Origin of the sequence: Mesorhizobium sp. WSM3866, assembly GCF_002294795.1 — a bacterium.
Lineage (GTDB): Bacteria > Pseudomonadota > Alphaproteobacteria > Rhizobiales > Rhizobiaceae > Mesorhizobium.
In genome coordinates, this window is record NZ_NSGC01000005.1 from 85,770 (window position 1) to 98,272 (window position 12,503).

At 64.2% G+C, this 12,503-nt stretch carries 11 protein-coding genes; 9 read left to right on the forward strand and 2 right to left on the reverse strand.

What is annotated here, in order from left to right; translation table 11 throughout:
* Positions 1-3: 3 nt before the first annotated feature.
* Positions 4-480 carry a type II toxin-antitoxin system RatA family toxin gene (locus CK222_RS13490; protein WP_066989693.1) on the forward strand — a complete coding sequence of 159 codons (477 nt, stop codon included), beginning with the start codon at positions 4-6 and terminating at the stop codon, positions 478-480.
* On the opposite strand, the gene CK222_RS13495 is transcribed toward CK222_RS13490, so the two are convergent.
* Entirely contained in the window at positions 477-959 is a 483-nt protein-coding gene (locus CK222_RS13495) for a CinA family protein (protein WP_095800700.1), read from the reverse strand. The genes CK222_RS13490 and CK222_RS13495 overlap by 4 nt on opposite strands.
* Positions 956-2,173, reverse strand: a complete 1,218-nt coding sequence (locus CK222_RS13500; RefSeq protein WP_067321361.1) for a bifunctional 2-C-methyl-D-erythritol 4-phosphate cytidylyltransferase/2-C-methyl-D-erythritol 2,4-cyclodiphosphate synthase — start codon at positions 2,171-2,173, stop codon at positions 956-958. Before CK222_RS13500 ends, CK222_RS13495 begins: the two co-directional genes overlap by 4 nt.
* A 139-nt stretch (positions 2,174-2,312) precedes the next feature.
* On the opposite strand from CK222_RS13500, the gene dusB reads away from it, so the two are divergent.
* The 8 genes from dusB to hflX all read left to right on the forward strand — a co-directional run bounded on the left by dusB (position 2,313) and on the right by hflX (position 12,497).
* Entirely contained in the window at positions 2,313-3,341 is a 1,029-nt protein-coding gene (dusB, locus tag CK222_RS13505) for a tRNA dihydrouridine synthase DusB (RefSeq protein WP_095800701.1), read from the forward strand.
* Positions 3,338-4,480: a nitrogen regulation protein NR(II) gene (locus CK222_RS13510; RefSeq protein ID WP_066989706.1), complete on the forward strand. Its 1,143-nt coding sequence runs from the start codon at positions 3,338-3,340 to the stop codon at positions 4,478-4,480. Before dusB ends, CK222_RS13510 begins: the two co-directional genes overlap by 4 nt.
* The gene (gene ntrC / locus CK222_RS13515) at positions 4,477-5,937 is read left to right on the forward strand and encodes a nitrogen regulation protein NR(I) (RefSeq protein ID WP_066989709.1); all 1,461 of its coding nucleotides are present in this window, start codon (positions 4,477-4,479) and stop codon (positions 5,935-5,937) included. Before CK222_RS13510 ends, ntrC begins: the two co-directional genes overlap by 4 nt.
* Before the next feature lie 119 nt (positions 5,938-6,056).
* Entirely contained in the window at positions 6,057-8,348 is a 2,292-nt protein-coding gene (locus CK222_RS13520) for a PAS domain-containing sensor histidine kinase (RefSeq protein ID WP_095800702.1), read from the forward strand.
* Entirely contained in the window at positions 8,338-9,699 is a 1,362-nt protein-coding gene (locus tag CK222_RS13525; RefSeq protein ID WP_066989715.1) for a sigma-54 dependent transcriptional regulator, read from the forward strand. The genes CK222_RS13520 and CK222_RS13525 overlap by 11 nt, the downstream gene beginning before the upstream one ends.
* Before the next feature lie 156 nt (positions 9,700-9,855).
* Positions 9,856-10,719, forward strand: coding sequence for a D-amino-acid transaminase (locus CK222_RS13530; protein ID WP_095800703.1), 864 nt, complete (start codon positions 9,856-9,858; stop codon positions 10,717-10,719).
* Between the two features lie 143 nt (positions 10,720-10,862).
* Positions 10,863-11,108, forward strand: a complete 246-nt coding sequence (gene hfq, locus CK222_RS13535; protein ID WP_066989720.1) for an RNA chaperone Hfq — start codon at positions 10,863-10,865, stop codon at positions 11,106-11,108.
* Complete coding sequence (gene hflX, locus CK222_RS13540) at positions 11,109-12,497, forward strand: GTPase HflX (protein ID WP_067321349.1); 1,389 nt, start codon at positions 11,109-11,111, stop codon at positions 12,495-12,497.
* Positions 12,498-12,503 lie beyond the last annotated feature (6 nt).

Below are 12,503 nucleotides of genomic sequence, written 5' to 3' on the forward strand. Positions count from 1 at the left end.
TTCATGCCGAAATTCGAAGCCACCCGCCGCGTCGCCTACACGCCGGAACAGATGTTCGCGCTGGTGGCGGATATCGAGACCTATCCGCAATTCCTGCCGCTCTGCGAGGCGCTGACGGTGCGCTCGCGCAAGGAGCGCGACGGCCGCACCATCCTCGTCGCCGACATGAGCATCGGCTACAAGGCGATCCGCGAGACCTTTACGACCCAGGTGCTGCTCAAGCCCGACGAGAACGCCATCGACGTCAAATACATCGACGGCCCGTTCAAATATCTCAGCAACATCTGGCGCTTCGATCCGGCCGATGGCGGCTGCGAAGTGCATTTCTTCATCGACTACGAATTCAAGAGCCGCATTCTCGGCGCGCTGATGGGCACGATGTTCGATCGCGCCTTCCGCATGTTTTCCGAAGCATTCGAGAAGCGAGCGAACGTGATCTACGGCGCAGCGCAAGGCACGCCCGATCCGCGGATAGCCTAGGCCAGCGCTCGCAGGCCGAGCTGCAGCGCGTGCCGGACCGTCTCGTGGCGGATGAATTCCCGCCCCTTATGACCAAACAGCTGGCGCTCGACGACGGCCGGCTGGCCGGCAAATGCCATCCCGAACCAGACGAGACCCACCGGCTTTTCCGACGAGCCGCCGCTCGGGCCGGCAATTCCGGTGACCGCAAGGGAGAGGCTCGCGCGCGAATGCGTCAGCGCGCCCGCAGCCATCTCCCTGACCGTCGCACCCGAGACCGCGCCATGCGCCTCAAGCGTCGCCGCGGAGACGCCGAGCATCTCCATCTTGGCTTCGTTGGAATAGGTGATGAAGCCGCGATCGACCACGGCGGAAGAGCCGGCAATGTCGGTCAGTGCTGCAATGATCAGACCGCCGGTGCAGCTCTCGGCCGTGGCCAGCATGATGCCGCGCTGCTGACAAGCCTGGAGCAGGGCGTTGGCTAATTCCGCGTTGCTCATGCCGGCACGTCTCCCGGATAGACGACGCTGGCGGTCGCGATCGCCGCAATGCCTTCGCCGCGCCCGACAAAGCCGAGCTTCTCGTTGGTCGTCGCTTTGATGGAAACGCGTTCCGGCGCAATGCCGAGCATCGCCGCCAGCGCCGCCGTCATCGCCTCGCGATGCGGCCCCACCCGCGGCGCCTCGCAGATCAGCGTGATATCGGCATTGGCGATGCGCCCGCCGCGCTCGCGCACCAGCGTCGCCGCATGCTCGACGAAGATTTTCGAGGCAACGCCCTTCCATTGCGGGTCCGACGGCGGGAAATGCGTGCCGATGTCGCCGGCGCCGCAGGTGGCGAGCAACGCATCGGTGAGCGCATGAAGCCCGACATCGGCGTCCGAATGGCCGGAGAGTTTCCGGTCATAGGGGATAGTGACCCCGCACAGAGTGACATGGTCGCCCGCTTCGAACGCGTGCACATCGTAGCCATTGCCGGTGCGGATGTCCGGAAAGCGCGGCAGCGCATTTGAGAGCCGCTGGTCGGCCATCGCGATATCCCTTGCCCAGGTGAGCTTGATGTTGTCCGGCGAGCCCTGGACGATCTTGACCGGAATATGCGCCCATTCGGCGATCGCCGCGTCGTCGGTGAACTCGCTTTTGCCGAGATGATGCGCCTTCTCGTGCGCCGCCAGCAACGGCCAGAACGGGAAGCCTTGCGGTGTCTGCGCCGCGTGCAGGCCGGCCCTCGACACCGTCTCCTCGATCATGCCCTCGGCCGATTCCCGCTTGAGCGTGTCGGCGACGGGCAGCGCCGGCAGGGCGCCCTGGCGCTCGCCGATGGCCTCGATGGTTCGGTCGATGAGCCCATGGTCGACAAACGGGCGCACCGCATCATGCACCAGCACCTTTGCCGGCGCCTGCTCCCTCAGCGCCAAAAGTCCCAGCCGGACGGAAGCCTGGCGGGACGGACCGCCCATGACGATGAGCGTGTGCGTAGCATTAGCTCCCGCCGCGCGCTCGAACAGCTCGCGGTCGTCGGCGTGGATCGCCACCACCACTGGCCCGACGGCTGGATGTGACAGGAATCTTTCCAGCGTATGCGCAATGACGGCGCGTCCGCCGATGCGCTGATACTGCTTCGGCCCCTCGGCCTGTCCGGCACGGGCGCCGCGGCCGGCGGCGACAATGACCACGCCGACCTTACCGTCCGGTTTTTCACTTGTGTCAGTCATGGCGAGAGGCTTAGTCGCGGCTGGCAGGGAAGGCCAGCATTTTCCAAAATGCGCCTTAATGTGACGTCATTGCGCGTTGCACAATGGCGTGCATCTGGCTACACAATGTGCAGCAATCGAACATGCTTGGTTTTTGTGCATGCCTGAATTGACCACATTGGCTTCGCCGCTCGACGTCGGCGGCGTAAGGATACGCAACCGCGTGTTCCTGGCGCCGATGTCCGGCATAACCGACGAGCCGTTCCGTCAGCGTGCGCATGCGCATGGTGCCGGGCTGGTCGTGTCGGAAATGGTGGCGAGCGGCGAACTGGCCAAGGGCAGGGCCGGCTGCGATCTGCGCATCCGCCATTCCGGGCTGCCCGTCCATATGGTGCAGCTTGCTGGCCGCGAGGCAGCGCACATGGCCGAGGGCGCGCGAATCGCGGCGGGCGAGGGCGCCGACATCATCGACATCAACATGGGCTGCCCGGCAAAGAAGGTGACGGGCGGCTATGCCGGCTCGGCGCTGATGCGCGATCTCGATCACGCGCTCTCGCTGATCGAGGCGGTGGTCGGTGCGGTCTCGGTGCCGGTGACGGTCAAGATGCGGCTCGGCTGGGACGAAAGCGCGCTCAACGCGCCGACATTGGCGCGCCGCGCCGAGCTGGCCGGCGTGCGCATGGTGACCGTCCACGGCCGCACGCGCTGCCAGTTCTATCAGGGTAAGGCCGATTGGCGTGCCATTGCGCGCGTCAAGGAAGCGGTCTCGATCCCGGTGGTGGCCAATGGCGATGTCGGCTCGCCGGAAGCGGCTGCGACGATCCTAGAGCAATCAGGCGCCGACGCGGTGATGATCGGCCGTGCCCATTACGGCGCGCCGTGGACCGCCGGCAGCATCGCGGCAGCCGCCGCTGGCATGTCTGCAACCGATATTCCCGAAACGCCCAAGAGGCTTGCTGACTACGTGGTTGCGCATTACGAGGACATGCTCTCGCTCTACGGCGTCGAAAGCGGGCTCCGCCAGGCGCGCAAGCATCTCGGCTGGTATCTGGACAGGCTCGCGACTCGTGCTTCGGCGGAACGGCGCAAGCACATCCTCACTTCCTTCGAGCCGGCTGAAGTGATCGCCGGGCTGCGCCAAGCCTTTACCGAAAGCGCGGCATCGCCAGAATTGCGGAGCGCGGCATGAATACGAACCTCCCACAGCCGGCCGACACCGCGGATGCCGCCAATATCGTGCTGAACACCATTCGCCGCCCGGTGATCATGGTCGATGCCGACGGCTTCATCACCTTCGCCAACGCGGATGCAGAGGATTTCTTCCGCTCCAGCGCGACCATGCTGGCGCGCAACACGTTGTCCAAGCTGGTCCCGTTCGGCAGTCCGCTGCTCACCTTGGTCGACCAGGTGCGCGAGCGCCGCGCGCCGGTCAACGAATACCGCGTCGACGTCTCTTCGCCGCGCCTCGGCATCGAGAAGATGGTCGACCTCTACGTCGCCCCGGTGCCGGAGTTTCCCGGCTCGGTCGTGGTGATGTTCCAGGAACGGTCGATGGCCGACAAGATCGACCGGCAGATGACACATCGGGGTGCCGCCCGTTCTGTCACCGGCCTGGCGGCCATGCTGGCGCATGAGATAAAGAACCCGCTCTCCGGCATCCGCGGCGCGGCGCAACTGCTCGAGCTCTCGGCCTCCGACGAGGACCGTGCCCTCACCCGGTTGATAACCGACGAGACCGACCGCATCGTGTCGCTGGTCGACCGCATGGAAGTGTTTTCCGACGAGCGGCCGATCGAGCGCTTTCCCGTCAACATCCATGTCGTTCTGGATCATGTGAAAGCGATCGCCAAGAACGGCTTTGCAAAAAAAATCAAGATCTTGGAGGAATATGATCCATCGCTTCCTCCAGTCTATGCGAACCGTGACCAGCTGATCCAGGTGTTCCTCAACCTGGTCAAGAACGCCGCGGAGGCGATCGGCGCCGACCCGCAGGGAGAGATCGTGCTGTCGACGGCTTTCCGGCCCGGCATCCGCGTTTCCGTGCCGGGAACGCAAGACCGCGTCTCGCTGCCGCTGGAATTCTGCGTGCACGACAACGGCCCCGGTGTTTCCGAGGACATCCTGCCGATCCTCTTCGATCCGTTCATCACCACCAAACCGAACGGCTCGGGCCTCGGGCTGGCACTGGTCGCCAAGATTGTCGGCGAGCACGGCGGCATCATCGAATGCGATTCGACGCAGCGTGGAACCACTTTCCGCGTCTTGATGCCGGCCTGGAAGGACACTTTGCCCAACGCCGGCGACGAAGCTGAAGGAGACCGCAAATGACCGTTCGCGGCAATATCCTCGTCGCCGACGACGATGCGGCGATCCGAACCGTGCTCAACCAGGCGCTGTCGCGCGTCGGCCATGAAGTGCGCGTGACTTCGAACGCCTCGACGCTGTGGCGCTGGGTGGCTGCCGGCGAGGGCGACCTCGTCATCACCGATGTGGTGATGCCGGACGAGAACGCCTTCGACATGCTGCCGCGCATCAAGAAGGCGCGACCCGAGCTGCCGGTCATCGTCATGAGCGCGCAGAACACTTTCATGACTGCCATCCGCGCCTCCGAGACCGGCGCCTACGAGTATCTGCCGAAGCCCTTCGATCTGACCGAGCTGCTCAACATCGTCAACCGCGCGCTTGCCGAGCCGAAGCGGCCGAAGCTGGATTCCCGCGCCGACGATCAGCCGGAGACGATGCCGCTGGTCGGCCGCTCGGCCGCCATGCAGGACATCTACCGCATGCTGGCCCGCATGATGCAGACCGACCTGACGGTGATGATCAGCGGCGAATCCGGCACCGGCAAGGAGCTGGTAGCGCGCGCGCTGCACGAATACGGCCGCCGCCGCGGCGGGCCTTTCGTGGCCATCAACATGGCCGCGATCCCGCGCGACCTGATCGAATCGGAACTGTTCGGCCATGAGAAGGGCGCCTTCACCGGCGCGCAGAACCGCTCCACCGGCCGCTTCGAGCAGGCCGAAGGCGGCACGCTGTTCCTCGACGAGATCGGCGACATGCCGATGGAGGCGCAGACGCGCCTGCTGCGCGTGCTACAGCAGGGCGAATACACGACCGTCGGCGGCCGCACGCCGATCAAGACCGACGTGCGCATCGTCGCCGCCACCAACAAGGATTTGCGGACCTTGATCAACCAGGGCCTGTTCCGCGAGGACCTGTTCTACCGCCTGAACGTCGTGCCGCTGCGACTTCCGGCGTTGCGAGAGCGTTCTGAAGACGTGCCTGACCTTGTCCGGCATTTCTTCAAGCAGGGCGCCAGCGAAGGCCTGCAGACCAAGCGCATTTCCGCCGGTGGCATCGAGCTGATGAAGCGCTATCCCTGGCCCGGCAATGTGCGCGAGCTGGAAAATCTGGTGCGCAGGCTCGCCGCGCTCTATTCGCAGGACGAGATTTCGGCCGAGATCATCGAGGCCGAACTGAAGACCGGCGAGCGATCTGTCGTGCCGGACGGCGGCGCGCTGATCCCCGACGACCTGTCGATCGGCCAGGCGGTCGAGCATTTCCTGCAGCGCTATTTCGCGTCCTTCGCCGGCGACCTGCCGCCCTCCGGGCTCTACCAACGCATCCTCGCCGAGGTCGAATATCCGCTGGTGCTGGCTTCGATGACCGCGACGCGCGGCAACCAGATCAAGGCGGCCGAGCTTCTGGGCCTCAACCGCAACACGCTGCGCAAGAAGATCCGCGAGCTTGGCGTCAACGTCTACAAGGCCGCCAGGCAGCCCTGACTTTGCCTTCACTTTTGGGGATTAAGTCGGGGAAAGATTTCCGTCCCGGCCACACTTGTTGCATAATCGCCACAATGCGTTGCATACATCCGACGCAATGACCGACTCTAGACGGCGATATGGCTGCTGAGGCTCCGACACTGAACCAACCGCTTTTCAGCCGGGCCGGCGTTCGCGACGGCCGCCGGCTGCTGGCGTTGCCCGGCGTGGTCGCGATCGTCGGCGCCATGATCACCGCAGCGATCTCGTTTGCAATCCTTGTCGGTGCGACCCCGATCGCGCCGAATGCAAACGCCACCTGGGCGTTGATCGCGCTCAACGCCGTCTTCGTCCTCTTCCTGATCGCTCTGATCAGCCGCGAGATCCGCCGCATCGTCATGGCCCGCAGGAACGGTCGTGCAGCATCGCGGCTGCATGTGCGCATCGTCGCCATGTTCGCGCTGGTCGCCGCGATCCCGGCGATCATGGTCGCGATCATCGCCTCGATCACGCTCGATATCGGCCTCGACCGCTGGTTCGAGATCCGCACCAAAACGATCGTCAATTCGTCGCTGTCGATCGCCGATGCCTATGTCCAGGAAAATGCCCGCAACCTGCAGGGCACGACCCTGTCGATGGCCTACGACCTCGATGCCTCGCGCACGCTCTACGGGCTCGACCGCACCGGCTTCCTCGACCTCATGAACAAGGAGGCCGTCGGCCGCGGACTGGCGCATGCGGCGCTGATCAAGCCTGACGGCTCCTTCGTCATGAGCGCCAAAACCGACGCCGACTTCGCCATGCCGGAGCCGCCCCCTGGCGCGGTCAACACGGCCGCCGACGGCAAGCCGGTGCTGATCGAGCCGCGCACCCGCAACATCATGGGCGCCATTGTCAAGTTGCGCGAGATCGAAGGTCTTTATCTCTACACGATCCGGCTCGTCGACCCGGACGTTATCAAGGCGCGGCAGATCGTTCGGTCGAACACCGACGAGTATCGCGGACTGGAAGAGAACCGTCGCACTTCGCAAGTCGCGTTCGCGCTGCCCTATCTGTCGCTGACCCTGATCGTCATCCTGTCGGCGATCTGGACCGGCATCGCCGTGGCGGATCGAATTGTCCGGCCGATCCGCCAGCTGATCGGCGCGGCCGACGAGGTGGCGACGGGCAATCTCGACGTCGCCGTCCCCGTGCGTCAATCGGACGGCGACGTCGCTTCGCTCGGCGAGACCTTCAACAACATGATCCTCGAGCTCAAATCGCAGCGCAACGAGCTGCTGTCGGCCAAAGACCTGATCGACGAGCGGCGGCGGTTCTCGGAGGCGGTGCTGGCTGGCGTGACCGCAGGGGTCATCGGCGTCGATCCGTACGGCGTCATTACCATCGCCAATCGCTCGGCCGAAACGATGCTGGCGATCTCGGCGAGTGCCGCGCTCGGACAGAACCTGTCCGCCATCCTGCCTCATGTCGGTCGCGTCTTCGAGATCGGGCGCCAATCCGGCAAGCCGGTCTATCGCGAGCAGGTGACCTTCTTCCGCGCCGGCATGGAACGGACTTTCAATGTCCAGGTCACCGTCGAGGCCGGAGACGACGGCTCGGAGGAAAAATCCTATGTCGTCACCATCGACGACATTACCGATCTCGTGCAGGCGCAGCGGTCCTCGGCCTGGGCCGATGTGGCGCGGCGCATTGCCCATGAGATCAAGAATCCACTGACGCCCATCCAGCTCTCGGCCGAGCGCATCAGGCGCCGTTACGGCAAGGTCATCACCGAGGACCGTGAAGTCTTCGATCAGTGCACCGACACCATCATCCGTCAGGTTGAGGACATCGGCCGCATGGTCGACGAATTCTCGGCCTTCGCCCGCATGCCGAAGCCGGAGATGAAGGTGATAGACCTGCGCGAGTCGCTGCGCGAAGCTTCGTTCCTGGTGGAAGTCAGCCGCTCCGACATTGCTTTCCAGCGTGATTTCGGCAACGAGCCGCTCAAGGGAACGTTCGACAGCCGCCTGATGGCGCAGGCCTTCGGCAACGTCATCAAAAACGCCGCGGAGGCCATCGACGGACTTGATGCGCAAGACCGTTCCGACGGCACAATCCGGATTCAAGCCGGGCGCCAAGATGGCGCCATAAGAATCGATGTTATCGACAACGGCAAAGGGCTGCCGCGCGAGAATCGGCAGAGACTGCTCGAGCCCTACATGACGACGCGCGAAAAAGGCACCGGCCTTGGCCTCGCTATCGTCAAGAAGATCGTGGAGGACCATGGCGGCCGGCTCGAATTGCACGACGCGCCGCCCGATTTCCACGGCGGCCGGGGCGCGATGATCTCGATCATCCTGCCGCCGGCGGCGGTCGTCGCCGCGCCCCCACGCGGCGAAGGCCGCGACGAACACGAACGAGAAACTGAAAAGGTCGGTAATGGCGTCTGACATTCTCATCGTCGATGACGAGGAAGACATCCGCGAACTGGTCGCCGGTATCCTGAGCGACGAAGGTCACGAAACCCGCACGGCACACGATGCCGACAGCGCGCTGGCGGCGATTGCCGATCGCGCGCCACGGCTGATTTTCCTAGACATCTGGCTGCAGGGCTCGCGGCTCGACGGCCTGGCGCTGCTCGACGAGATCAAGACGATGCATCCGAACATGCCGGTGGTGATGATCTCCGGCCACGGCAACATCGAAACGGCGGTGTCGGCCATCCGGCGTGGCGCCTATGATTTCATCGAGAAGCCGTTCAAGGCCGACCGTCTCATCCTGATCGCCGAACGCGCGCTGGAAACTTCGAAACTGCGGCGCGAGGTGTCCGACCTCAAGCTGCGCAGCGGCGAGACCTTCGACCTGATCGGCATGTCGTCAGCGATGAGCCAACTGCGGCAGACCATCGAGCGTGTCGCGCCCACCAACAGCCGCATCATGATCATCGGTCCTTCCGGTTCCGGCAAGGAACTGACAGCCCGCGCCATCCACGCGCTGTCGGCGCGCAAGAACGGGCCGTTCGTGACGCTGAGCGCCGCCACCATCACGCCGGAACGCATGGAGATCGAGCTGTTCGGCACCGAATCGAACGGCACCGAACGCAAGGTCGGCGCGCTGGAGGAGGCGCATCGCGGCATCCTCTACATCGACGAGGTCGCCGACATGCCGCGCGAGACGCAGAACAAGATTCTGCGCGTGCTGGTCGAGCAGCAGTTCGAGCGGGTAGGGGGCACAAAGCGGGTCAAGGTCGACGTCCGCATCATCTCCTCCACAGCGCAAAACCTGGAGGCCATGATTGCCGATGGCCGCTTCCGCGAGGACCTTTATCATCGCTTGGCGGTGGTCCCCGTCACTGTGCCGGGTCTCGCCGAACGGCGAGAGGATATTCCGTATCTCGTCGACAATTTCATGAAGCAGATCGCGCGTCAGGCCGGTATCAAGCCGCGCCGCATCGGTGACGACGCGCTGGCCGTGCTGCAGGCACACAACTGGCCGGGGAACGTGCGCCAGCTGCGCAACAATGTCGAGCGGCTGATGATCCTGGCGCGAGGCGGCGACGTCGACGCGCCGATCACCGCTGACCTTCTGCCCTCCGAGATCGGCGACGTCATGCCGCGCACCCCCAACCAGTCGGACCAGCACATCATGGCGCTGCCGCTGCGCGAGGCGCGCGAGCAATTCGAGAAGGACTATCTGATCGCACAGATCAACCGCTTCGGCGGCAACATCTCGAAGACGGCCGAGTTCATCGGCATGGAGCGATCAGCCTTGCACCGCAAGCTGAAGTCGCTGGGCGTGTAAAGGCAATCCAGGAAAAGTGGGCAGCGCCGGTTGGGCTCGGCGGCTTCGCCGTACCCTTCCGTCTGGAATTACTTAAAGCCGGCTGGCCTACGCGATTGGGCATTACGGCAGCGGCGGAATCGCTTAAGAGAGCCGGACATTTTCCTGAGGTAGTCCATGCCGCGCATTGCCTATGTCAACGGGCGCTACGTCGCCCATGCCGACGCCCGCGTCCATATCGAGGATCGCGGCTATCAGTTCGCTGACGGCGTCTATGAGGTCTGCGAGGTGGCGCGCGGCTTTATCGTCGACATGCCGCGCCATCTGGCCCGGCTCAAGCGCTCGCTCAAGGAATTGTCGATCGTATGGCCCGTCTCGGAAGGCGTCCTGCCGATGCTGCTGCGCGAGGTGGTGCGCCGCAACAACGTCGTCAACGGCCTCGTCTATCTCCAGGTGACGCGCGGCGTCGCCAGCCGTGAATTCGTCTTTCCGGCAGCCGGCACCCGTCCGTCCTTGGTTATAACCGCCCGGAAGGCCGACCCCTCTGCTGCCGCCAAGCGGGTTGAGACCGGCATTAAGGTCATCACCGTCCCGGAGAATCGCTGGGACCGCGTCGACATCAAGAGCACCGGCCTGCTTGCCAATGTGCTCGCCAAGCAGAAGGCCAAGGAAGCCGGCGCCCAGGAGGCCTGGTTCGTCGACTCCGACGGCACGGTCAAGGAGGGCGGCTCGTCCAATGCCTGGATCGTCACCCGCGACGGCGTCCTGGTGACGCGGCCGGCCGAACACGGCATCCTGCGCGGCATCACCCGCACGACACTGTTCGACGTCGCCGAAAAGCTCGGTCTGAAGATCGAGGAGCGTGGGTTTTCGATCGCCGAAGCCAAGGCAGCGCGCGAGGCTTTCATCAGTTCCGCGACCACGATCGCTATGCCGGTAGTCGAAATCGACGGCGCGCCGATCGCAAACGGCCACCCCGGCTCCATGACACTTTCGTTGCGGCAGGCATTTTTTGACATTGCGGAAAAAAGTCCAGCCTGATAACCGCAAAGGTGGAATGAACCTCAACTATCTCGTTCTGCTTGTCGTTTAGGCGGCAAGAGGGGGTTTGCGCGCTTGACAGGCGCCGCGTAATTTGGCGCATTGGCCTGCAGACCGAAGGGGATCGGCGAAAGACAAAAACAATGGCGGAACGATCGCAAAACCTTCAGGACCTGTTCCTGAATTCAGTTCGCAAGAGCAAAAATCCACTTACCATCTTTCTCATCAACGGTGTGAAGCTGACCGGCGTGGTCACTTCGTTCGACAATTTCTGTGTGTTGTTGCGGCGCGACGGGCATTCCCAGCTCGTCTACAAGCACGCCATTTCCACGATCATGCCGAGCCAGCCGGTTCAGATGTTTGATGGCGAGGAAGGCCAGGGCGCCTGATTGGCACGTGAGCAGGACGCGGACCGCAGAGTTCGCGGGAAACAAGGACATCAACTTGGGCCGGAAGCCAAGGATCCGACCCGGGCCGTTGTCATTGTGCCGGTGCTTGCGCGCCAGCCGCGGGGCGATGACGATTCGAGCCGCCCGCGCCTGAGCCGCTCGGCGGATGCCCGCCACGACGAGGCGGTCGGGCTTGCCAGCGCCATCGACCTGGACCCGGTCCACACCGCGGTGGTGACAGTCACCGATCCCCGCCCGGCAACGCTGCTCGGCAGCGGCAAGGTGGCCGAATTCGCCGACATCGTGAAGGAACGCAAGGCGGAATTGGTCATCGTCGACCATCCGCTCACGCCGGTGCAGCAGCGCAATCTCGAGAAGGAACTGAACGCCAAGGTGCTCGACCGCACCGGGCTTATCCTCGAGATCTTCGGCGAGCGCGCCAGGACCAAGGAAGGCACCCTGCAGGTCGAGCTGGCGCATCTCAACTATCAGAAGGGTCGGCTGGTGCGCAGTTGGACCCACCTCGAACGGCAGCGCGGCGGCGCGGGTTTCCTGGGCGGTCCCGGCGAAACGCAGATCGAATCCGACCGGCGGATCCTGCAGGACAAGATCACCAAGCTCAAACATGAGCTGGAAACGGTTCGCCGCACCCGCGACCTGCACCGCGCAAAACGCAAGAAGGTGCCATTTCCGGTAGTTGCGATCGTCGGCTACACCAATGCCGGAAAGTCGACGCTGTTCAACCGGCTGACCGGGGCAGGGGTGCTGGCGGAGGACATGCTGTTCGCCACGCTCGATCCGACGCTGCGCCGCGTGCGCCTGCCGCACGGCACGCCGATCATCCTGTCGGACACGGTCGGCTTCATCTCGGACTTGCCGACTCATCTGGTCGCGGCCTTCCGGGCGACGCTGGAAGAGGTCGTCGAGGCCGATCTCGTGCTGCATCTGCGCGATATCTCTGATCCGGACACTGCAGCGCAGGCCGAGGATGTCGAGCGCATCCTTGGCGATCTCGGCGTCGATGCCGCGGACACCAGCCGCGTGATCGAGGTATGGAACAAGATCGACCTGCTCGACGAAGGCAATCGCGAGCGCCTGCTTGCCGAGAGCGCCGGTGGCAAGGCGCCCCCGATCGCGATATCGGCAGCGACCGGCGAGGGGATCGATGCGCTCAAGGCGCTCATCGAGGCCAGAGTGTCGGGCGAGTTGGAAACGATGACGGTGACGTTGAGCCCCGCTGAGCTCGGCCAGGTCGACTGGCTCTATCGCAATGGCGATGTCGTCTCGCGGAGCGACAATGAGGACGGCAGCGTCACCATCTCACTGACGGCCACGCACAGCGCCCGCCAGGAGATCGAGACCCGGCTGAACCGCAGGAACCACGGCTAGGCCGCT